This is a genomic window from Paludibacter propionicigenes WB4 (genome assembly GCF_000183135.1).
GTDB classification, from domain to species: domain Bacteria; phylum Bacteroidota; class Bacteroidia; order Bacteroidales; family Paludibacteraceae; genus Paludibacter; species Paludibacter propionicigenes.
Window position 1 is genome coordinate 2,465,205 of the sequence record NC_014734.1, and the last position, 23,087, is coordinate 2,488,291.

Consider the following 23,087-nt stretch of genomic DNA (forward strand, 5'->3'; position numbering starts at 1 on the left):
CCGTCCACGAGCGTGGAAGCACTGATTTTTTACTCGACGAACCTTCCACACCTGTGGAAGCTCAATATATAACCACATCAACTAATCATCACATCAAATCTTCAGCTTTATCACCACCAATTCCGATTGAGTCCCTATGCGGTATTGCGGTCCCCACAGCCCCAGTCCGGATGAAACATAATAATGGGTTTTACCTTTTTTCAGATATCCGTAGCCGAGCTCATACATGTTTTTCACAATGATATTCCCCGGAAAAAACTGTCCATTATGTGTATGTCCCGAAATTTGCAGGTCGATAGCATTTTGCTCCGCTTCTTCCAGATGATAAGGTTGATGATCCAGCAGAATGCGCGGTTTGCTGCTATCCAGTCCGGCAACCAGCTCCTTGAGTGATTTTCGTTTATCGTTGCTTCTGTCCTCACGCCCAACCACATAAAAACTATTGTCGACAAGACAAACCGAATCGCGCAAAACCACTACACCCGCTTCTTTCAGATAGTCGGCCGTAGCCGTAGGTGTTTCGGCATAATGCTCATGATTGCCGTTAATGGCATACACGCCAAGAGGTGCTTTTATGGCTCTTAATTCTTCGTCCATGTGTTGTTTCATAACCGGAATCATGGAACGGTCGGACACATCGCCTGCCAGCAGCACAATGTCCGGATGCTGGTCATTGATGAGTTTCACATAGCGTTGAAGGCGCTTTTTGTCTATCGATATCCCCAGGTGAATATCACTTGCAGCCACAATGGTGAGTTCCCTGTTTTGTTTCGGTTTATCGGCGCTGATGTTGAGCGTTACCACGGCCGGATGATTGAATTTATAGTTTCCTACCACCATGGCTATGGCAATAACAGAAACTGTAGCAACCATCGACCAGAGGCGGAAAGCAGCCATTCCGGGAGGAGCAAAATGTATAAAATAATTAGCTACGCGCACCACATCAACCACAAGAAATGCAACAGACATATACACGAAAATAATCATGTACGAAAACCCGATAAAGCTTACCACCTTAGCCAGAGGGAGCGGCATTACGTTTCCAAAAATCATTGATCCGAGCAAAGCCAAAAACATGGCAATCATTGAAACCAAAAACAATGGGCGTAACACAGAAGCGGGTGGCAAGCTGTGCCATCCGCGTACTATAACAAAAGAGTTTATGGAAAAAAATATTAGTAATGCGACGATTATAAAGCCTATTTTCATGAATTGCTTTTTTATAAATAAAAAACTAATGAATTAAACGTTCAATCCGATATATTGTTTTAATAATTTGTAAATTTAATATCTGTTACACAGATTATCACTTGTCTGCAGAAAAATGAAGTCTTATAATTAATTTACACATCAAAATTAGTGTTGATTTTTCAATGAAGTGCTATTGTTCGTCAATATTTTATGTAATTTTACCGTTTCAAGTAAATAATGAAAGCTATGAGAAGGATAGTCTTGACTTTGTGGTTTGTTTCCAGCGTGTTACTTTTGGCTCAAGCTCAAAAAGTGGGATTGGTATTGAGCGGAGGCGGTGCCAAAGGCCTTTCGCACATTGGTATTATTAAAGCATTGGAAGAGAATAATATTCCGATAGATTACATTACCGGGACTTCTATGGGAGCCATCGTCGGGGGAATGTATGCCATGGGGTTCAGTACGGACGAGATGATAAAAGTTATTAAGTCTAACGATTTCAAACTTTGGTCGACCGGAGAGATAGAGGCGGACTATAAATACTATTACCGCAACGCCGACCCTAAACCCAGTTTTGTAGAAATACCCCTCAAGTCAAAAAAAGTTGATTCAATAGATTTCAGATCGATATTTCTTCCCACCAACATTGTTCCTACACGCCAAATGAATTTTGCATTTGTGCAGCTTTGTGCGCAGGCTAATGCTGTGGCAGGAGGTGATTTCGACAAACTTTTTGTACCATTCCGTTGTGTTGCATCAGATATTTACAACAAAGAAGCTGTTATATTTCGCTACGGAGTGCTGGGCGATGCTATCCGGGCTTCTATGTCCTACCCGTTTATGTTTAAACCGGTGGTGATCGATGATAAACTTTTGTTCGACGGTGGTATTTTTAATAATTTTCCGGTAGATGTAATGCGCAATGATTTCAAACCCGATTTTATGATTGGAAGTGTGGTAGCCAAAAATCCCCGCAAACCCGATCAGCAGGATATCATTATGCAGATACAAAATATGATTATGAATCCGACGGATTATTCGATGTCCAAAGATGAAGGTGTACTGCTACGTCTAAGGCAGAACAATATCAAGCTGTTTGATTTTTCGCGTGTAGATGAATTGGTACAAATGGGTTATGATCTGACCATGAGACATATGGATGAAATAAAAGCCCGTGTATCACGCAGAGTAACGGCGCAGGAAAATGAGGAGCGGAGGCAACAGTTCAAAAAACGCTTCCCCGAACTCAAATTCCAACGGGTCATAGTGGAAGGTGTTGACAGCATGCAAAAGAAATATGTAGAGGAAGTTTTTCATTATCATAATGATGTGTTTAATATGAAAGAGTTTAAAGAAGCTTACTTTAAACTGGTTTCAGACGACAAGTTTCAGGAAGTGATTCCGCACGCTACGTTCAACTCGGCTACAGGAAATTTTGACTTACACCTTAATGTCAAAACCCAGAATCACTTAAGATTATTGCTGGGCGGAAACTTCTCGTCGGCTACATCCAATCAGGCTTATTTCGGGCTGAATTATCAGAACCTGAATAACTACGCTCAATCGGCCAATATCGATGCCCAATTTGGAAAAGTTTACAACGGACTGGGGTTGGGCACACGCATAGAAGTGCCATCGCAGCGAAGTTGGTATGTGAAGCTTGGTCTTGTAATGCATAAGTTTGATTATTTCGAAGGAGATAAATTATTCTATAACGATAACAGAACCGCCAATTTTAGCCAGGGTGAGGTTTATGCCAAAATGAGTGTGGGTTTCCCGCTTCGAATGAATGGTCTTATTGAGTTTGGGGTGGGATATGGCTATCTGAGCGACAATTATTTTTTGAACCGAGCTACCATAACTTCCTCTACAAAAGAGGATGAAAGCCATTTTTCGCTCGGGAGTCTGTTCGGAAGGTTGGAAAACTACACGCTGAACAATACAATGTACTCTACAAAAGGTCACAATCATAGTCTTTCTTTACAGCTCATCAGTAGTAGCGAATCTTATGAATCGACAAATACTCCCGTAGTTCACTTAAAAGAGATATCCGATATATTTCTTCAGGGCAGAGCTAAACTTGATCATTATTTCCCTATAAATAATAAATTTACGCTTGGAACCTATGCAGAGCTTACTTATTCTACCCGTAGTTTGATGCAAAACTACACCATAAGTGTTATACAGGCGCCGGCATTTAAGCCTACACCTTATACCCGTACGGCATTCAACGATGCGTTTTGTGCATACAAATACGCTGCCGTGGGCGTAAAACCGATTTATCATATCAGTCGGGATTTTCATGTACGCAGTGAGCTCTATTGGTTTGTACCATACAAAACCATCATCCGTGAAGCGGATAATACAGCCTCTTATTCCAAGCCATTCCGGTCGTCGCAGGTCATGTCGGAATCTGCGCTTGTTTACGACTTTAAAATAGCAACCGTTGGTGCTTTTCTGAATTATTCCAGTACGGCCGTGAGCAAAGTCCACGTTGGTATCAATGTTGGTTTCCTGTTGTTTAATCCTAAATTTATGGAGTAAGAAGTATCGCAAATTGATTAAATCATATCAAATTATTGCTTATCAAGCAGTCTATCGTAAGAAATAAATAGAAACCAGTATAAAAAATATGAACAAAAAGAACCTGATTTTTAATCTCGCTGTAGCGTTATTATGTTTAGTAAACCCATTTGCAGCCAATGCACAGTTAGCTGCTAAAGTAGAAAGTTTTCCGGTATCGGATGTAAGGCTTACCGAAAGCCCGTTTAAGCATGCCGAAGACATGGATATTAATTATTTATTGGGATTGGATGCCGACCGATTGATGGCACCTTATCTGAAAGGCGGTGGACTTACTCCTAAAGCTGAAAACTATCCCAACTGGGAAAATACCGGGCTCGATGGCCATATAGGCGGTCATTATTTGTCGGCACTTTCTTACATGTATGCCGCTACAGGCAATACGCGTATAAAAGAACGTCTCGATTACTCATTAAATGAACTTAAACGTGCTCAGGATGCAGCCGGCGATGGTTATTTGGGAGGTACTCCCAATGGACGCAAAATTTGGGATGAAATAAAAAAAGGAACAATCAACGCTTCCAGTTTCGGATTGAATGGCGGTTGGGTTCCACTATATAATATACATAAAACCTATGCAGGCTTACGCGATGCCTATCTGCAGGGTGGCTCTCTTCTGGCCAAAGATATGCTGATAAAACTGACGGATTGGATGTACAATACCGTGAGTGGATTAACCGATGCTCAGGTGCAGGAGATGCTTAAAAGCGAGCACGGCGGCCTGAACGAAGTATTTGCCGATGTGGCATCCATTACCGGAAATAAAAAATACCTGGAACTGGCTCACAAATTTTCGCATCAAACATTGTTGCAACTACTGTTACAACATCAGGATAAGCTTACAGGAATGCACGCCAACACTCAGATTCCTAAAGTAATTGGTTTTAAAAGAATAGCCGATCTCGAAGGAAATAAAGACTGGAGCGATGCAGCTTCTTTCTTCTGGAAAACGGTTGTCGATAACCGCAGCGTATCTATCGGAGGTAACAGTGTTCGTGAGCATTTTCATCCTTCTGATAACTTTACCAGCATGTTCGAAAGCGAACAAGGACCTGAGACTTGTAACACCTACAACATGTTACGCCTCACAAAACTGCTTTTTCAAACAAGTGGAGAAGCCTCATTTATGGATTATTATGAACGGGCTTTGTATAATCATATTCTTTCTACACAGGATCCTATACAAGGAGGTTTTGTCTATTTCACACCCATGCGTGCCGGTCATTACCGTGTGTACTCGCAGCCTCAAACCAGCTTTTGGTGCTGTGTAGGATCGGGTTTGGAGAATCATGCCCGTTACGGCGAAATGATTTACGGATTTAAGGATAATGATTTGTATGTCAATCTTTTTATTCCTTCGGTATTAACCTGGAAAGCGAAAAACATACGCATAGAACAACAAAACAATTTTGCAAAACAAGAAGCCGCAGATATCATTGTAGATGCCAAGAAAACTGCATTGTTCACGTTGCATATTCGCAAACCTGAATGGGTAAAAGACAATGACCTGAAAGTAAGTGTGAATGGTCAGAGTACACCTGTGACAATAAAAGATGGATACCTTTCAATCACCAGAAACTGGTCGAAGGGCGATAAAGTCCATCTGGAACTGCCAATGCAACTGCGAGCTGTTACTACACCGGATAATGCTCAAGAGTATTCTTTTCTGTACGGACCCTATGTTTTAGCTGCTAAAACCGGCACGCAAGATCAAACCGGACTCTTTGCCGACGAAAGCAGAGGTGGTCATATTGCTGCAGGGCCTCAATATCCTCTTTCGCAACTTCCGGTTATTGTAGGTACAAAAGAAACTATACTCGATCATTTGACAAAAACGAAAGGAAAAGCCCTCACATTTACGCTTAAAGGGGTTCAGCCTTCAAAATACGAAGAACTTGAACTGGTTCCGTTCCACCAATTGCACGAATGCCGCTATATGATCTATTTTCCGTTGGTATCCGAACAACAGGTGAAAGAGCAACAGGAAAAAGCATTGCAACAGGAAAAAGAAAAAGCGGCCATTGAAAATGTTACGTTAGACAAAGTCTTTTGCGGAGAGCAGCAGCCGGAAAGCGACCACTTTATCAAGATGGCCGACTCAAACACCGGTACTGATAATAGTTTGCACTGGCGCGAAACACGCCAATGGTTCAGTTATCAACTGAAAAACAATGCAAAAAATGCCACTAAAGTAAGAATATCGTATAACCAGGGAAGAGAGCGTGCTGCAAACCTACTGATCAATGGTCAGAAAATCGGTTCGATTGGAGTTCCCCAGTCTCCAGGTACAACTGTAGTTATTTTGGATATTCCGGCTTCTTTGAAAGGGGAAAGCATTCTTGAAATAAAGATCGAAGCAGCTGCTCCACGTGTTTCTCCTCGCGTTTATGAAGTGAGACTGACCAACGAAAAATAACTGACTACTTTCAGGTTACTAACAACAAAAGAGCATCGTTCTGTCAGACGATGCTCTTTTTGTATACTTCAATTTCTTTCAGCGTTGGAAAAGAGAACGGCAAAGCGCTACATTATTTTGCAGCTTTGGTAATCACTATTTTTCCATTGTCCGGCACAACGTCGAATATCAGGTATTTCAATTTCCCTTTTTGGGATATTTTTGCCTCGACTTCCTTTCCATTTTGGGTGATACGTGCAGCTCTCCATCCTGTAGGAAGCACTCTTTTGACAGTTAACGGGAAATTATAAACCGCATTATCGAGGTTATCGGTTACCTGCAGCGAGATAGTCGATTTTGTGGTTGAAACCTCCTGAATTAAGGCAGCATTTCGCTCCCTGATGTATCGCACCACATCTCCAAACGTTGCAACCCAGAATCTGCTACCCTGCTGTTTCATATAAGCCAGATGTAATCTAAGTTCGGTAGACTGCGTAGGCGAATATCCGCCATCGTTATCAATTCCGTGTATCAAAAACACGCACCAACCGTTGAGCGAATCAGTCTTTTCCACCCTGTTGTTGAAATCCTTCTCAGTCCGGATAGAGGAAGTAGATCCGGTTATCAGAGAACTGATTTTCATAAAATCTGCCGGTGTTTTCGGTTCGATATATCCCTGACAATGTCTGGCAGCTATATAATATGCCGCACAGAGTGAATCGTTGCCCGGCACACAGTAGGGATAAGCTATCGTTGAGCAACTGAAGCCTTTTATATGTGCCTCAATAATTTCTTTTGAATTTTTCAGTTCTACCAGTTGCTGAGCTTTGGTGAGTCCTCCCAAATTGGCATGCGTAACTGTATGGCTCGCTATCTCGTGTCCCTGATCGGCTGCTTTTTGTAATGCATTCCAGTCCTTAGTCCAGTCCGAAGGTACAAACATCGTAGTCCGAAACCCAAATTCATTAAACAGCGGTATAGCTACAGCCAATTGATTGGAACAATTATCATCGAAAGTATAACTAATAGCACCTTTCCCGAATCCGTGCCACGTGGCTACTTCATAAGTAGCAGATTTTTTCTGCGAAAAACTTTTTCCACACACAGCGCTTAAAACTACTGCAACAAGTACAACACTTATTTTTCTCATTCTGTATTTTTATTTTAAATGTTTCTTCGGAACAAAAATACAAATTATTTAGCTGTTTCAACACTAATGTTTGGTTCTGCAAAACCTTTTCCGATGTCTATATTCTAAATAAGCACTTAGCCCCCATTTGTAACGAGAGCTAAGTGCTTATTCGGTTTTTTCGTGCAGCTACATTATCTGTGACCCAATGCTGCTATTATAGCGGCACCAAAAGCCATAGCAAAAACGATATAAATACCGATAACGATAGCAGCCCATATCAATCCGGCTTTTGCCCAGTTGGCTTTGTTGGGATTGGTGTCGCTACCAAAAGCCCATACAAAAAGCATTACCAATCCTACTACCGGTATGGCCGCAATTAAATAAGTCAGTACCCATTCGCCTGTAGATATTACAGGAACATTTTCATTTTCGATTTCCATTTGTGTAAGTGTTTCTCATCTTCCCCTACTCGTAAGCTTTTCGGGTTTTGCTCCTTACTCTTTTGCAGCTTTTCAGGTTACGCTGTTTACTTTTGGGGTCTCACAATTTTCAATCGCGGCTTTAGAAAACGCGAAACCCTTTATTTCTTTTCTTCTCTATTAATCTCATTAATGATTTCTCGTACATCTTTTGAAACAGCATCATAATTTCTTTTATTGTTTTCTGCTATTTGAATAACTACCCCAAATGACATTTTAAGAACAGGATCTAGAAACTTCTTTTTTTTGTCTTTATCTTGAAATATTAAATCTTCTATCTTACTCAGTCGTGAATTATAATATTTCTCTGCTTCATCAGTAGATGGCACATCTTCCTGATAATATTCAAGAATCATTTTCTTGAGTTTTTTATTTTCGATAAATCCAATTTTTCCACTGGATTTAAAACCCTCATAATTACCATTGTTAGTTTTACGGATGACATAAGATACTGCTATGTCAATACCTTGTTTTTTGTTCGATAAACTATCAATCCGCTCTTTTGTAAGATTTTTCAGGTAGCTGTATTGTTTAATTGCCTCGGATAGTTGCACTTTCTTTTTAGACATACTCTCTATGTCCTTATTCAAATCATCTTTTAAGTCGATCAGGAACTCCATCGCCTCTTTTTGTTGATGCTTTTCTTGAGTCCAACTGTGCAACCAAATGGAGAGCGTTACTGAAAAAACGATAATAAAAATTTCGATAAATATCTCTTTAGATTTTTCGATAATTGGTTTTTTGGAATTCTTCAGGGTCTTATATATTTTCCTCGAATGTTTTGTAATTTCGTCTTGCATTGGTGTTTGTTTTTATTATTTCTTTTGCTTCTTGTTGCAGCTTTTCAGGTTACGCTGTTTCTATTTTTCGGGCCTCGCGATTTTTAATCGCTAAATCCGGCTCAAAATGCAACAATTATCTGTTTTTCATTTGCAATACTTTTGACAAACTCTTTAATCTCATTTTTAAAAGCATAGTCTATTTCTGAGAGATTGAAAGTCAGCGTTGTATTGTCAGTTTTGTGTATGTACAGTTTGTTGAAATTATAATTAACACTGTGGATTTCCGACCATAATGCGGTTTGCTCTTTTTCAAGTACTTTTGCTTTCAACGAAATTTTCTCTTTATTTATCAAGATGAAAGCTTTGCCGAATAGTTCTACCATTCGAAATCCAAAACCGACCATCGTGTGAGATATTCCATTCAATGCAAAGATTCCAACATAAAACCAATCAAAGAGCGATATCTTTTGTCCGTCTCTAATTTTCAGGACAATCCAAACAATGGAGATAATAAAGAAGCCTACACCTACAGCAATTCCTAAGTACGATTTTTTCTCACTCCTTAATAAATTCTTCTTGATTTCCATAATCTGTTCTTTTATTCCATTCCTCCTCGTCTCTGATAAAGAGGTTAATGGTTATTTCATTTTGGGGTCTCGCAATTTTTAATCGCGGATTAAATCAACGCGATTAGAATTATGACCGTTGGTTCGCGAGACCCTTCTCTGCATTCATTTCGTCACTCCGTATATATCTATTTTTTATAGCTCCTCATTACAAACAAGCAAACTATCTATTATACTTAAAAATATGTGTTTGCCATTTTGTCAAGGGGCTCACTCCTTTCTCAATATAATTCTTAAGAGCCGCTTCCGCATTCGAAAACTTATTATTATCTGCATTACAAAAAGTATATTCATACCCTCCTTTTTGTTCTTCCTTTGCATATATTCCTAAACACTCTAGCAAATCAGGACGAGATAGATCAAAAGGAACATAGTCGGTGCTGGCTGCTACACCTGAATAACTGAAACCTTCAATGTTTTTATATAGAGATTCAATCCGTTGCATGCCATACTGAAATGAGATATTTAATAAAACAATTCCTCCATCTCCTAAGTAATTTTTAGCGCCGTTCAAAACCATTCGTCGAAAAGCAAAACCGTCATCCCCTGTACTCGATGGCGGATTAGCGATAATAAAATCGATCTTTCCTTTCATTTTCTCTAGTTCAGATTGATGCTGCTGCGAGAATGGTTGATATGAATCTGCCGGCATAAAAACAAGCTTATCTGCAACTTGATTCTCCTGTCCATTTATTATCGCTGCATCAATATTCGGTTGGGCAATATCCAAACCATACACTTTATCAACTCCCTTGATACGAGCGGCCAATATTGCTAAGCAACCAACTCCGCATCCCCAATCAATACCGGTACCATGTAAAAGACTTTGATTATCAATAATTGCCTGGATAAGAATATTGCTTGCCGGAGTCAAACTAAAAGTTCCTACAGGATGATAGAACTTAAATTTTCCCAGCCCATTAGTCATTTCCTTATTGAAAACACTATAGTCTCCACCCGTTCATTTTCTCTAATCATAATGAAATTTGTTTATTTTCACCTCTCCCCCCCCGTTTACATCAGGGAAGTCTCTTTACAAACCATCTTCCTCTGTTTTATTTTCTTCTTCCTTTTGGCGTAGCTCAGCTTCTCTCTGCTCCTTCCATCTTTCCGCACATTTTGCATTGTATTCTTCATAAGGTAAGTCCAAATCATCTACGCCAAAACCATATTTAATAAATCCATCGTAATGTTCAAAATCTAACTCATAATTGGTGTACTCATCGCGCATAAATACTTCAAACATAATCCAGCCGTCGGCATCTAACTCTTGCACTTCCGGGTAGTATTTAAACGTTAGGCTTTGCAGCAGATCATAGAATTCAGATCGCGGTTTTTCTTTGAAAGCAAATACCTCGTCGGCTTCCTTTCGGTCCTTTTCAATAAACTTTTGAATTTGTTCCTTGGTCAGCCAGTCGAACTGATCCCAAAATGTCGGATCCTGATACCTCGGTTTTCGGTACGACAGATAACTGACAGCCCATTCGTCGAGCTTTGGGAATACCTCGCGCAGATCTTTTCCGGTTTTCCATTCCTCAACCATATTGCGCAAAAACAAGATAAACTCATGTCCTACCCATTCTATTTTACGTTCTATCCTTGCCAGCACTTCCGGCCGGGTTTCGGTAGCGATATACTTGTAATGTCGGTTTACCATTTGGCGAAGCGGTTTTTTCAGTTCATTTTTGAAAGGCACATATACCGAATGATAAAACAGTTCAACTTTCAGCGGCAATCCAGGGATAGGATTGTTCTTCCAATCAAAAAAACGCAGATTGTTATCGTACCATGCTTCGGCTTCCTACATTTCTAAAACGTCGTCTTCTTCGTCTTCAAACATAGCTCTGTAATTTAAAAGATAGAACCTTATTCAACTCAGCATTTTATACCAGTCAAATTTTTCCTGGCTTTCGATAGAATCTTGTACTGTACCTCTACATAGTTCTACCAACTTAGCAGCACCGGTATACCATATTTTTTGTACATCAGCTACGAATCCACGGGACACCATTACTTCGTTCAAAAAATCCCCCTTTTCGCCCATTGCCATCTGTAAGGCGCAATCTTGTGCAATCAGGAAATAATGTATTTCCAACTGATTAAGTGTAATTTCCTGTTGGCTTAATACGATACATTTGTTGCGCAGACTATAGAAAAAGGATTCAGGCACGATGTCAAAAAATTTCTCCCGGTTAAGCCGACGATTGAAGTGCAGGTTATGAAACAACACCTCTTCCATGATCATTAGCGTCAGGTTTATTGTAACTATCCAGTTCTGGCTAGGAGGAAGCGTGATGGCATGCATTGCTATAGCCTCAGCATTTGCTTCCAGAAAAGGTTTTCGGTGATCGAAATAGTCAGCAATCAAATTTGCAGTAAGCTTATCTATTTCGTCTGCGGGAATCTCCGGTTCATGCTCCACTATTTCCGACGGGAGTTTTACTCCTCTGGCAGCACATTGTTTTATAAAATGGTACAGCCCGTTTTGAATGGCATTTTCAACCAATACCCTCAGTCGTCCGGGCATAAACACATCATCCCATTCGAAATCCGGAATTTCTTCCATACGGTAATGTGCCCGAATCTTCAGAATAGCATACTGTGGAAGTTTGGCATACGCGTCTACGTAAAATTCCCTGATTTGCGTGTCACTTATGCTGAAGTCATACGCACAGGTTACCATAAACATCGGAATGTCGGAATCTTCCGGTTCATCCACATTCATCCCTACAAAATTTTCCACGTCAGGATTCTCAGGGGAGAATTTTTCGAACCATAAAATATCAATTTTAAACAAATCGAAAGTAATGTCTAATGTTTTTTCCATACTGGTTAGTTATTTGTTTTCAACTAAGTTTTTTTGCTGTCGTTCGTAAAACGATTGACTACATACCCCCTCGTTATAAACAAGGGGGAGAGATTTGTAGAAACTCGACGTTTAGATACAACAATTTTAGCGTGTTGTTTCGGGCGAACTAACCTTGGGAATGATTTGTATAGTAAATCGTTTATTGTTTTCTTCATGCACAGTATCCCTATCAAAACCACCGTAGCCACTTCCACAAATTAAAACCTCTGTATTGTTTTTACTAAAATCAATTCCATGACGATACCAAAGAAGATAAACTGCCAATGCTCTTTCATAACTTGTTTTGTAGCCAGATATATTATTCTTATCAATAGTTTTATTCCAAGTATTAGCCATATTACCTTCAATAACCAATTGATATGAAATTCCATGATTTTTAGCTGATAATTTTTTCAACAATCGTTCCAAGTCTTTTCCAATTTCTAATGTAGTGTTTATGTATTGCGGTAAGATATTGGTCTGAGTAGGTTGAAAGATTTCTTGACCAATTAAATCTTTCGCAACAAATTTCTTTGTTTGGGGAAAATATATGAACTTTTTGGATTCAGTTAAAGGCTTAAACTGCTCATCGATTTGTCTTATCCAGTTTAACCTATTTAGCTCAATTGCCTGACCCTCTATTTTTTTATGCAACATTACTATCACCAAGACAAAAAGCACTAGCATTACAAAGAACAAGCTTGTCATCAAATCCGAATAGCTTGTCCAGAAAAAGGATTCTTTTTTTGATTTACTCATATTATTGTTATTAATACATTACAATTTACTTTTTCCTATTCCATTACAGATGCTGCATTTTACTTCTTCATTTATTTTTCCTGAACCATTACAAGTTTTACATATACTTTTCCCTTTTCCTAAACACACTGGACATGTGGCTTTCATCCAATTTGTTTCAGCACCTACTATACTACCAGTACCACCACATTTAGAGCAATCAGAAGTGCCAGTACCTTTACAAATCGAACAATTCTCTTTGCTATAAGTAAATCCTTTACCTTCGCATATCTTGCATTCTATGTATGCATCTGCGTTTGATGATTCCTTGTCTTGACTGTTATTTACGTTATTTTTTTTTGATTTTGCATGTTTCTTGCGTTTGGAAATATGCCGATTCAAATTAGCTGATTTGCTTATTTCAGTTGAATCCTGAGCTTTAGCGTTAGTTTTGTTTTGAACATAGTAGTCAGCTAAACCGATCGAACTAATTCCCAAAATTAAACAAGCTATCAATAAAATAGATACCCATTTATTTCGGCTGTTTTTTATACTTTCCAGTTGTTTGGTAAGAATTGAGATTTTCCTGTCTTTTTCTGATAATGTGTTTGAATATGTACTAATCTCTCGCTGTTTTTCGTTTAGTTTCAGCTTGTAATCTGCAACGATTTTTTGTGCTTTTTCGGACGTGTTTTTGAATTTTCGCATTTCTTCGAGAGCCACATTTAACCCTTGAATCGTAGTGTTGGCTTCGTGCAACTCAATACGCAATTTATCTTCTTCCGAAAGTTCTTTGTCGGGAAGTTCAACACCACATTTACTGCAATGATTAGCAGCGCTATGGTTGATTGTTTCGCATACTGGACATTGTTTCGACATAATTCTTATTTACGACAATAAAATATGATACAGGTATTTTATAATATCAATGACTCCTAAAATAACAATAAGTGCCCCTACTACTATACAGACAATTGATACAAAGCGTTTATAGACCGATCTCTTTTTGCTTTTCTTTTTAAATATAAGACTGGGCAAAGCTAGCCAAATAAATAATCCGATTATGATTTTTATAATTGCCCACATAATGGTTCTTTATTCAAATGTTATCTCATTTCGGTTATAATCAATTGAGATTTTACCGAAAGCAGCCAATGCTGACTGACCTAAAAGCAAGGGTGCGTCCATATTATCCACTATAGATGCCTGAACGTTATTTAATTCCAAATTCCCAATTTCTACTTTTCGAAGATTGACTATCATTCCTTCGTGAATGCTACCATCTGCAATTCTATATTGCTGCGTTCCCTGAAAATCTTCGTCTTTTAATTTTCCTTGTTTATACAAAAACAATGCTTCTGTCAATGACATGGTAATATTTGAAGCTCCGGTATCGAATATAAATTCCATTTCCGTACCGTTTATCTTGCATGGAACATGGTAAACACCATCTTGCTGACTCATTTTCACTACTGATTTATCAAAATTACGTTTCTGATGGCATGTTTCTCTGGGTGCAACTTGTTCTCTTTCAATTTTTCTTTCATCCAAGTGCTCTCTGTTACTACGATGTCGACACGAAACAATAAATAACAGAATTATCAATATATAGATTATATTTTTATTGTTCATGTGATTCTTAATTTTTCCTCGTTACTTTTTTTCTAATATTAAATATCTTCAAATATAATCTATTAGAGGGAGCCCCTTTAGCTTTTATGGTACAATGTTTAAAATCCTTTCTTTCTTCATCATTTTCATGCTTCTGGAAAAAAAACAACAAAAGGCTAATAAGAAATACAAACAAAAGCCAAAATATGAAAAATAATGGCATAACACAAAGAATTCTCACTCCATAGAGAATTAAAATACAAATACCTAAAAACGGTAAAAATACAATATAAGGTGCGACAATATTTAACAACTGGTTATTTGTAACGCAACGACAATTGCTTATTTTTAAACAAAAAAACCAACTAATAAAATATAACAAAACAAAAAATAGAGTATTAAGAAAAATCAAGAGATAACAAACATTTATAGCCAAACATTCTTTAAAACAAATCAGTATTTTTTGCCTTATTCTACCAGATGGTGTTGAAATCTCCAAAAAAAAATTATTTATATTATCTTGATTATCAGCAAATGTAAGTGGATATTTAGTTATGCTATCTATCTCCAATTCTTCAGGATCACCAAATAATTGCTTTGATTTATTTAATTGTAAACCAATATTCAATACAAGTTTTTCTTTATTTCCTGACTCGCATTTTAATCGGAATAAAAATATAGAATCTTTTTTGGGTAAGTTTTTAAATATGACAGTTGAAGCATTAATGTTTTGAAATTTACCAGACGCTAATGGATAATAAAAGTCCAATTGCTGACTCGTATCTTTCACAGGTATTTGAACAATAAAAGAACAGAAATTTTTAATTTCATTTTCATCTATTATGTTCGGTTGATAAAATTTATCGAAAGGTATAAATGTGGTATACTTATCAATCAATGAATTGTTTTTTGCAATTGCATCTTTATTCTGTTTTAAATTTCCTTTTAATTGTAAAATTTGCAAAATGTTTTTTGGATAATTCTCTGTATAATTTTTAAGCTCTTGTTCTAACAAGCCATAAGTATTTTTGATGGAGTCAGATTCAACATCTGTAAGAATCGTTATAACAGATTTTCCATTGCAAAAATGAGACTGTGTGGTTGCAATTCTAAATATCTCAGAAACATCAGTTTTCCTATTTTGACGCCAATGTGGATATGATTTTTTTTCAGAATTATTCCTAATCAAGCCGCCGTTTTGATTTCCTAATGTATCAATATAGTTTTTTAGAATATCTTTTATTCCCCCTTTTATTACACTACTTGTTGGGACACGACTATTATCTTTTAAACCAGTATTTCCATTGTAAATAAGGACAGTACAGTTTACATTACTATCTTTTTGGCTTAACGATAAAAGCATCTCACATAATAAAACATCTGGTATCTCAAATTGGCTTTTAATAATATTTTTATACTTAATCAAAATGTTGTTATCTATAAGGCCCTCTCTTTTAATATCTTGAATAAAATGATTTGATAGGGTATCTTTTATTATTGAATCACATAGATTTATAGTCGATAATGTCCTGTCTATAATAAAATTATATTTATACTCTTCTGCAATGAGATTGTTTTTGTCAAATCTAATAATTTGTTCAAAATTGCTATTAATCCGTTTGATTTGATTAATGGGATAAGATAAAAAATTGTCGTGATTGTACCTATTCAGTAAAATGTTTGTATATGATGAATATAAATATGTAATAGCCGAAAATATGAAACCAAAAATCCCAAAAACAAATTTGATATAAAAGTTTTTAAAGAAACACCCTGTTATAATCTTATGATATAAGATTATAGTAACACCCAGAATAACACAAATTAAACAAATTAATATGAGCAATATTTTTTCTGTCATTCTTATTATTTCAACAAATTAAAATCAAATAAATATTTCAATGAAACAATTATAAAAACGATAAAAGCTATAAAAATAAGCGTACTGGCTAAGAGATGAATAATTTTTCTTTGAAATGGAGTTTCGACATTCTTTTCATATCTCCCATTTCTCTTTTGATTTTTTATTTTTATTATTCTTCGGACAACATCAATATTTCTCTTAATTTCATCAATAATAAAATCGCTCGCTTTAAAATTATTTTGATTACTTTCCTTTTTAAATGAGTCTTCATTTATTTTATTTTCATTACCGTGTTCCCTATATCCCTCTAATTGCTTTTTATACCTTTCCAAAAGCAATTCATATTCATAAAATTGCTTTTGGGCGTTTTCTTTTAATTCATCAAACTTTTTCTGTGACCAATTATCATATTCTTCTGCTGAATGTGCTTTTTCTTCATTAGGAACTTTGTATAATTTCTCAAAATTTTCAATTTCTTTTTTTTCTCGTGGATTAACTCCTTTAAATCTTTCTAATTCATCGTGATAATGCGCTAATAATTTTTGATATTCAATAAGTTGCTGATGCGTATTTGCCTGAAGATTCTCGAATTTTTTTCTATTCCATTCGTCAAATTTTCCTATGGCTTTTGTTTTTTTTAATGTGATATCTTTTGATAAATCTTTTCCATTCTCTGGTAAAGAATCATTCCTCTCAGAAATTTCCTCTGGAACGTCGTCTTTAGGGTCAAATTCAGGTTTTGCCACCTCCATAGATTAATTTAATGTTTTAGTTAAAAATAGAATAGCCATCACCACAAAAAATAAACCCGACAACGCAATACAACCGCCGATAGCAAAACCTGCAATTTTCATCCATTTAGGAGTAGTTGGTATTGGATCAATTCCACCATGATTTACCTTCATTTGCGATAGTTTTTCAATTGATTGAGAAAGTCTATCTAATTTCCCATTCTGCTCTTTAGTTGCACGTTCCAAATTACCAATACTTGTTTTTACCGCTGTAAGATTTTGGAGTTCAGAAACAAGGATATCAATTGGTTTTGATTCTAATACTTTGTTCTGCTTTTCTATAAAATCAATGATATTGGCTTCCTGCTTTAAAAGCTCTTCTCCAAATTGTTTTTGTTGTTCAGTAACCGCATTCTCTAAAGTATTATGTTGTTCCTCGATTACTCTCTCAAACCTTTCGTTCAAATGAACCGATGATTTGACAAATTCATCCAAATGCAAAGCCGTGTTTGTATTCAAAGCAGTTAATGAGCGATCAATACCCTCATCAATATTTCCAACTGCTCTTTTTATTGCCCGAATCCTTTCATCGAACTGAGATATTTCCCGTTCAAAAACCATATCTAATTTTTGAACAACCGTACTCGTTGCACTTAAATACTGATTAACCTCTCTTAAATGCATACCTAAAGCTCCAACTTCATCAATATAAGAATGCATTTTCTCATATACTTGAATATTATACTTAGCTATATCGTTTATCCGGAGATGATTGATAGCGTTTAATACCGATGATATATCTTTATAGGTAGATTGAACAAAGGCAAATGTTTCCTTTAATTCATGTGTGTTTTTTGAGAAAGTATTATTGAACAAATTCAGGTTCTGCGAAACCTTTTCCATTTCTGCAGCCACTCCACCATCCGATAACTTTGGTAATAAATTTACCTGAATCCAACCCAAAAAAGAATGCTTATTATTTTCAAGTTCTACTTTACTTTTTCTTGCCATTCCTGCCCCCCAGGTTGTTAGAAGTATTCCGTTGATACTTGAAATCATTGCCATTGCTACTCCACCAAGCAGTGCCTCAATTCCTTTTGCACCATTACCAGTACTGCTGCTTAATAAATCAGAAAGACCTCCACTTATCCATAATATACCTACACCAACTAATATTCCCGCCATTGTTCCTACTAATCCTAAATATAGCGGAACAGGAATCTGAGTTTCAATTTCCTCCTCTTTACTATCGCAATTACGGTCAACAATATCCTTCAACAAATGAAAATCACTTACTGCTCCTTTATTATTAAGCAGGTAATTATTGATGGAGGACTGTATGATTTTCCAAACAGGATTATCATGTTTGGAATCTATTCGAAACTCTCCTGTGGTATATGTCGTTAGGCTGTAAAAGTTATTACCTTCCGGAAAAACTGACTTTAATGTCTGAAGTTTCTTTTTAGTATCAACAAATCTTGTTATCTGCCAAATTACAATGCCGACTATGATTATAAGAATGATTATATAATGCATGGCTTAAGAAATAAATTTAACTTTAGCTTTTTGTGTTACTTTCCAAGTTCCATTTTCTTGTAGCTCAACAATACCTGCCCCGTCTTTAATATTTTGAATTCCTCTTGCTTCGATGGACGAACCAGAAGTTTCACAAACTTCTTTTATTGAATCTTTATTTGCAATAGCTATTTGTTCATCACCACAAAACTCAAAATTAGCGGTTCGACCATTTTCATTAAATAGTTTAAAGAAACAATCACTAGGAATATTTGAAACCGAATAAAAAATTCCATCCTGTATCGTTTTCAGATATTTAACAGTATCCTTTTCATTAAGTCTGTTTATTTCAGTCTTAGTTCCAGTCTCAGTCTTCGATTCACCTCCCCGTTTTTCTTCGTCAATCTGTTTTTTTATTTCTGGCACTAAAACATTTATAATTTGATTCTTATATTCACCTGTAAATAAATCATTCAAATTGTTCTTCAGGGGCTGATCTTCCAAACTTCTTACTCTATTTAATAAATCCAGGATGTTTCCTGAATGTTTGTTTATCCTGTGATTAATCTCTGATTCTAATTTATTATTCTTCTTAGATATATAGCGAAATAATAGGTATGAAATTAAAAATTGAACTAACAATAAAATAGAACATATCCATATCCAATTATACTTTTTGCCATTATCCGGTGGATTTTGATTTTTTCCATTATTATTATTAACATCTGGAAATATCTTTATAAGTTCACTTTCTATATTGGCAGAATCATTTATTATGACTCCTGAATATATTCCTTCTCTGGAAAGTAGATATTGAATAATTTCGATATTGGACTTGCTAATTACTTGATTGAAATTTTTACTTTTGTACCAGTTACTACAAATCTTTGCAGTACTCCCCCAATTATGATTCCTTAACAATGTATCTAGTTGTACTCCGACCAAAGCACCTTTATATGATTTAACAATCAATTTAGTCTTAATTGTATCTGTGTATGATTTCTTATCTATATCCGATATATTCTCAGTTGAATCAATCAAATATTCTATATATACTTTTGCATATCTGCAATTCACATAATTAGCTAACGAATCAAAGGTTAGTTTATCTATTCTTCTATTTTCGGAGAAAACAAAAGAAGAATATGTAAATAAAAAGACCGTAAGAATAAAAATTATCTTTTTCATTGCGCCGTATTTTCAGAATTAAGTTCACATATTTTACTACTTAAGGCATATAACATCCCATTCAATGGATAAAAGAAAAATGTTTCTTCAATCAAATCATCATCCGAGACTTCGGACAGTTTTTGCTTTAATCCGTTTTCGGTATAAATAGCTAAATCACGAAAACATTCCGTTTTTGCTGACGAAAAGGAAGCACTGTCTATTCCAAAATTATTTTTAAATGAAAAGTCATTATTCAGGTCAAATGTAAACTGAATAAATTTTCGAATCTCTTCAGTTGTTCGGGCAATGTATTGTTGTTGGTCAATATTACCATAAGTTTCATTCGAAATAAAAGTACAATTATCCGATCCTTTTAAGACCACTTTTGTAGCAGATATTTGTGTATAATCCTGTGCTATTTGAGATGAAATACCTCCTTTACAGGTGGCTTCTTTTGGTATAGTAGGGCTCTGAATAATTGTTAATCCATCCGAGGGATATTTCTCATTATAGATTTTCTCAAAAATCATTTTAGTGAAATTCTCCAATAAACGAGTATTGGTAGTGAGAATTTGAATCATTTTTGATCCGTTGCCACTGAAAGTTATATGCCTTGGCATAGGTATATCCTTAGCTTTCATTAAGTGAACCAAATGATAAATAATTGCAACGTAAAAAAACAGGAACACAATTTTTTGTTTGTCATCAGCCTGTAAAATTCTATTGAAGTCCAAATCATTTGAAATACTCGCGTCGACAACCTCTTTATTATTTTTCAGGGAGAAAAAGAAAGATGCTAAGTCGCTAGATACATTTTTATGATCCAATCTTGTATATATCTTCACCAAATCATCCATATTGTTATTTTTCAATATCTTGTCTATTTCTTCTTTGAATTGACGAATAATGCCATTCTGAATTGAACCATTTCTACTTGTTACGTATCCATCTCCAAAAACAGAATTGGCTGCGAATCGAAATGATGATATGAACTTTACTTCTTTGTTCTTAGCAATAACAATATCGGAAGTTCCACCGCCTATATCAATAGACACCATGTTGGAGGTATTACCAGCAGATGATTTATAAAATTCATAAGGAGCAACAGACTCGGTTATTGATATAACATTTTGAACATTTGTTCCAAAATATTTTTTATATGTCTCTTCCCATGCCTTCTTAAATAAATCATAGCGATGTTGTGTCATACTGATCGGATAAAACCAAATGATTTTTGTTTTACTTATATCTCCATTATTTAGAATTACTTTATTCCGAAGAATTAAAAATAATGATTCAATATAATTTGTCACCCGCTTTATATTATCCTTTTCATTCGACCACTTCAGATTTGTGATAATCTTATTGTATTCAGGTTCTGTTTTTCGTTCGTAAGGGAAAGGGATATTTACTTGTGCCATAGGGAATACCGAACTGTTCCAATCGGTTGTCAAAGCTTCTGATAGAACGGTTCTCATAGGGAGTTTAAATTCTTCCTCCATTCCAAGTGTAGGCGGAAGCATATCATAATTAAAGATGTTTCTTCTCATAATATCCACCACCTTAAGTAATAAATGAATTTGCATTTCATCTTTGGTAATGTCAAATGGCTTTGCAGGATTATTGTCCAAACTATATTCAATGTGCATATTAGTAGTACCGAAATCAATAGCAAAAGTATATTGTTGCATTCCTCCCTGATGTTTGAACTCAGGTAAAACTATACCTGATATCTCATTATTACAATCAATACGCAGATAATCAAAATTTGATTTTTCAAGAATATAGGTTTTGTATTTATTATATCGGTTGTCCTGTTCATTCCGAACAATAAAATCACTTTTTAATGAATTGTTTTGATAATATAATCTGAGACTATATTTTTCCGCATTATCAAAATTTGAGAGCAAGCCCATTCGATAATAGGCTTCATTATTCGTTTTAAATTTTATCAACGGGAATTGAGCATATACAAAATCTTCTTCTACCAATCCTCCATCATTATTTTCAATATCCGGTTCAACTGCTTCAAAGTAGGTACGGCGGTATTCAATATGTTTGTTACCTTTTATGGGTATGCGTAATACTGCTGTGACTCCTCCGGCATTATTTTTCAGTTCGAACATTTTTTTTCCATCCCTTAATGTGCCTCGCAACTGGTCGGTAGTAAAGAATTGGAAAAATAAATCGGTTAGGGGCAATAAATAACTTTTCCCATCGGCACGATCGATATTGCCATCGAAGAAACTCTCCTTATTGATTTCATAAGGCATACGTACAATGGTATCGGTCAGGAAATCGCTGATGGTTAAATAAGGATATTCATCATCCACAATAGGAAGCTTACGGTTTGTCCATAAGGTATTATTGTAGTAGGGCGCTTTGTGTTGCTTTCCCCATTTATCTGTAGTAAATTTTAAATTTTCATACGTATTACCTGCTTCAACAGGTAATACTAAAGGTTTCTTTTCTCCCTGAAACAAGGTGGATTCAATTTCAAAATCGCTTTGCCAATTAATAAGTTTTGTTTTTTTGTGGAACGGTTTGCCCAAAATATCCAACTGATCCGCACCTTTCTCTCCAACAGTTATCGGTTCGTACCCGGCAATACTGCTTTCATCCAAATCATCAATGATCCTTTTTTGCTCTTCATTGAGGTGTTTGTAATTGCATTCCTTCCCCGTACTGCTAATCAAATAATCTTCTATTTCCCTGAAATGTTTGCCAAAGGCTTTTATGCCATAAGCCTCTCTGAATGCATAAATATATTTCTGGAATTCAAAATCCCGCTTATATAAAGGTTGATATTCATGATCAAAAGGCCTGTCTTGTCCAAAGTTAATGTTTTTAGATACGTAACTCAGATCGTTGGCCGAACTGAAGAACAATGTAGCGGGAGAAGTTGCCCCAACAATATTCAGATTGCCCGGACGGTCAGGACCAATATAGTTTAGCAAATAAATCCGTTCTAATTTACCGAAATTATAGGGATCGTCTCCGGTGGCATCCGATTCCAGATAACGTTTTAATGTTTTTCCCAATACATTATTCACTTTTAAATCCTTTGATCTGTCCCAAACCAAAATTTCGAACTTATCCTTAAAAGTTTCAATATTAAAAAAGATCTGGGCAATGTCAAACGCATCCGACACCATTTTATGGTAAATGGTTTTTCCATCCAATCCTGCATATCCTCTGCCTCTTGAGTCCCGGTTGGCCATATTTACCACTTCCCGGAAAGCTGTTTTTATCAGGTCGATACGGGCAAATGGTGAAGGAATAGACGTGATTTCTTTTTTTGCATCTGCTCCGTCGGGATCGGTTATTTCACTAATAGCCTGAACTCCGTAAACATTGGCATCCTGCCAATCTACAATATTGGGATTCCCTTGTATATTATATAATCTGAATACTTTCGACAT

18 protein-coding genes are annotated in these 23,087 nt (G+C 36.1%); 2 read left to right on the top strand and 16 right to left on the bottom strand.

The features are described from left to right. Positions 1-93: 93 nt before the first annotated feature. Positions 94-1,209, bottom strand: a complete 1,116-nt coding sequence (locus PALPR_RS10170; protein WP_013445534.1) for a metallophosphoesterase — start codon at positions 1,207-1,209, stop codon at positions 94-96. Between the two features lie 228 nt (positions 1,210-1,437). Between PALPR_RS10170 and PALPR_RS10175 the strand changes: the two genes are divergently transcribed. Both PALPR_RS10175 and PALPR_RS10180 read left to right on the top strand, forming a co-directional pair. Then, complete coding sequence (locus PALPR_RS10175; protein ID WP_013445535.1) at positions 1,438-3,735, top strand: patatin-like phospholipase family protein; 2,298 nt, start codon at positions 1,438-1,440, stop codon at positions 3,733-3,735. A gap of 88 nt (positions 3,736-3,823) precedes the next feature. Further along, positions 3,824-6,190, top strand: a complete 2,367-nt coding sequence (locus PALPR_RS10180) for a glycoside hydrolase family 127 protein (protein ID WP_013445536.1) — start codon at positions 3,824-3,826, stop codon at positions 6,188-6,190. Positions 6,191-6,302: 112 nt separating this feature from the next. On the opposite strand, the gene PALPR_RS10185 is transcribed toward PALPR_RS10180, so the two are convergent. The 15 genes from PALPR_RS10185 to PALPR_RS10260 form a co-directional block, all read right to left on the bottom strand. After that, positions 6,303-7,319 carry a polysaccharide deacetylase family protein gene (locus tag PALPR_RS10185; protein WP_013445537.1) on the bottom strand — a complete coding sequence of 339 codons (1,017 nt, stop codon included), beginning with the start codon at positions 7,317-7,319 and terminating at the stop codon, positions 6,303-6,305. 173 nt (positions 7,320-7,492) lie between these two features. After that, positions 7,493-7,741, bottom strand: coding sequence for a hypothetical protein (locus PALPR_RS10190; protein ID WP_013445538.1), 249 nt, complete (start codon positions 7,739-7,741; stop codon positions 7,493-7,495). A 140-nt stretch (positions 7,742-7,881) separates the two neighbouring features. Then, positions 7,882-8,580: a hypothetical protein gene (locus PALPR_RS10195; RefSeq protein ID WP_013445539.1), complete on the bottom strand. Its 699-nt coding sequence runs from the start codon at positions 8,578-8,580 to the stop codon at positions 7,882-7,884. Between the two features lie 101 nt (positions 8,581-8,681). Beyond that, the gene (locus PALPR_RS10200; protein WP_013445540.1) at positions 8,682-9,149 is read right to left on the bottom strand and encodes a hypothetical protein; all 468 of its coding nucleotides are present in this window, start codon (positions 9,147-9,149) and stop codon (positions 8,682-8,684) included. Positions 9,150-9,351: 202 nt separating this feature from the next. Continuing rightward, positions 9,352-10,116, bottom strand: coding sequence for a methyltransferase (locus tag PALPR_RS10205; protein WP_013445541.1), 765 nt, complete (start codon positions 10,114-10,116; stop codon positions 9,352-9,354). 105 nt (positions 10,117-10,221) lie between these two features. Next, positions 10,222-10,884, bottom strand: a complete 663-nt coding sequence (locus PALPR_RS10210) for a hypothetical protein (RefSeq protein ID WP_148226463.1) — start codon at positions 10,882-10,884, stop codon at positions 10,222-10,224. A gap of 174 nt (positions 10,885-11,058) precedes the next feature. Beyond that, positions 11,059-12,015, bottom strand: coding sequence for a hypothetical protein (locus tag PALPR_RS10215; RefSeq protein WP_013445543.1), 957 nt, complete (start codon positions 12,013-12,015; stop codon positions 11,059-11,061). A gap of 126 nt (positions 12,016-12,141) precedes the next feature. Then, positions 12,142-12,795 carry a hypothetical protein gene (locus tag PALPR_RS10220; RefSeq protein ID WP_013445544.1) on the bottom strand — a complete coding sequence of 218 codons (654 nt, stop codon included), beginning with the start codon at positions 12,793-12,795 and terminating at the stop codon, positions 12,142-12,144. Positions 12,796-12,813: 18 nt separating this feature from the next. Beyond that, positions 12,814-13,653: a dnaj central domain-containing protein gene (locus tag PALPR_RS10225; protein ID WP_013445545.1), complete on the bottom strand. Its 840-nt coding sequence runs from the start codon at positions 13,651-13,653 to the stop codon at positions 12,814-12,816. A gap of 216 nt (positions 13,654-13,869) precedes the next feature. Then, positions 13,870-14,406 (bottom strand): retropepsin-like aspartic protease family protein, encoded by a 537-nt coding sequence (locus PALPR_RS10235; protein WP_013445547.1) that lies wholly within the window; start codon positions 14,404-14,406, stop codon positions 13,870-13,872. Between the two features lie 7 nt (positions 14,407-14,413). Beyond that, complete coding sequence (locus PALPR_RS10240; RefSeq protein ID WP_013445548.1) at positions 14,414-16,246, bottom strand: hypothetical protein; 1,833 nt, start codon at positions 16,244-16,246, stop codon at positions 14,414-14,416. A gap of 5 nt (positions 16,247-16,251) precedes the next feature. Beyond that, entirely contained in the window at positions 16,252-16,995 is a 744-nt protein-coding gene (locus PALPR_RS10245) for a hypothetical protein (RefSeq protein ID WP_148226464.1), read from the bottom strand. A gap of 9 nt (positions 16,996-17,004) precedes the next feature. Beyond that, positions 17,005-18,516, bottom strand: a complete 1,512-nt coding sequence (locus tag PALPR_RS10250; protein WP_013445550.1) for a hypothetical protein — start codon at positions 18,514-18,516, stop codon at positions 17,005-17,007. Between the two features lie 3 nt (positions 18,517-18,519). Beyond that, positions 18,520-19,683: a hypothetical protein gene (locus PALPR_RS10255; RefSeq protein WP_013445551.1), complete on the bottom strand. Its 1,164-nt coding sequence runs from the start codon at positions 19,681-19,683 to the stop codon at positions 18,520-18,522. Further along, positions 19,680-23,087, bottom strand: coding sequence for a hypothetical protein (locus PALPR_RS10260; protein ID WP_013445552.1), 3,408 nt, complete (start codon positions 23,085-23,087; stop codon positions 19,680-19,682). The genes PALPR_RS10255 and PALPR_RS10260 overlap by 4 nt, the downstream gene beginning before the upstream one ends.

Coding starts and splice junctions, on each gene's coding strand:
- PALPR_RS10220 (WP_013445544.1), bottom strand. CDS start 12,795: ATGAGTAAATCAAAAAAAGAATCCTTTTTCTGGACAAGCTATTCGGAT.
- PALPR_RS10205 (WP_013445541.1), bottom strand. CDS start 10,116: ATGACTAATGGGCTGGGAAAATTTAAGTTCTATCATCCTGTAGGAACT.
- PALPR_RS10180 (WP_013445536.1), top strand. CDS start 3,824: ATGAACAAAAAGAACCTGATTTTTAATCTCGCTGTAGCGTTATTATGT.
- PALPR_RS10260 (WP_013445552.1), bottom strand. CDS start 23,087: ATGTCGAAAGTATTCAGATTATATAATATACAAGGGAATCCCAATATT.
- PALPR_RS10200 (WP_013445540.1), bottom strand. CDS start 9,149: ATGGAAATCAAGAAGAATTTATTAAGGAGTGAGAAAAAATCGTACTTA.
- PALPR_RS10170 (WP_013445534.1), bottom strand. CDS start 1,209: ATGAAAATAGGCTTTATAATCGTCGCATTACTAATATTTTTTTCCATA.
- PALPR_RS10215 (WP_013445543.1), bottom strand. CDS start 12,015: ATGGAAAAAACATTAGACATTACTTTCGATTTGTTTAAAATTGATATT.
- PALPR_RS10235 (WP_013445547.1), bottom strand. CDS start 14,406: ATGAACAATAAAAATATAATCTATATATTGATAATTCTGTTATTTATT.
- PALPR_RS10225 (WP_013445545.1), bottom strand. CDS start 13,653: ATGTCGAAACAATGTCCAGTATGCGAAACAATCAACCATAGCGCTGCT.
- PALPR_RS10240 (WP_013445548.1), bottom strand. CDS start 16,246: ATGACAGAAAAAATATTGCTCATATTAATTTGTTTAATTTGTGTTATT.
- PALPR_RS10255 (WP_013445551.1), bottom strand. CDS start 19,683: ATGAAAAAGATAATTTTTATTCTTACGGTCTTTTTATTTACATATTCT.
- PALPR_RS10190 (WP_013445538.1), bottom strand. CDS start 7,741: ATGGAAATCGAAAATGAAAATGTTCCTGTAATATCTACAGGCGAATGG.
- PALPR_RS10175 (WP_013445535.1), top strand. CDS start 1,438: ATGAGAAGGATAGTCTTGACTTTGTGGTTTGTTTCCAGCGTGTTACTT.
- PALPR_RS10195 (WP_013445539.1), bottom strand. CDS start 8,580: ATGCAAGACGAAATTACAAAACATTCGAGGAAAATATATAAGACCCTG.
- PALPR_RS10250 (WP_013445550.1), bottom strand. CDS start 18,516: ATGCATTATATAATCATTCTTATAATCATAGTCGGCATTGTAATTTGG.
- PALPR_RS10185 (WP_013445537.1), bottom strand. CDS start 7,319: ATGAGAAAAATAAGTGTTGTACTTGTTGCAGTAGTTTTAAGCGCTGTG.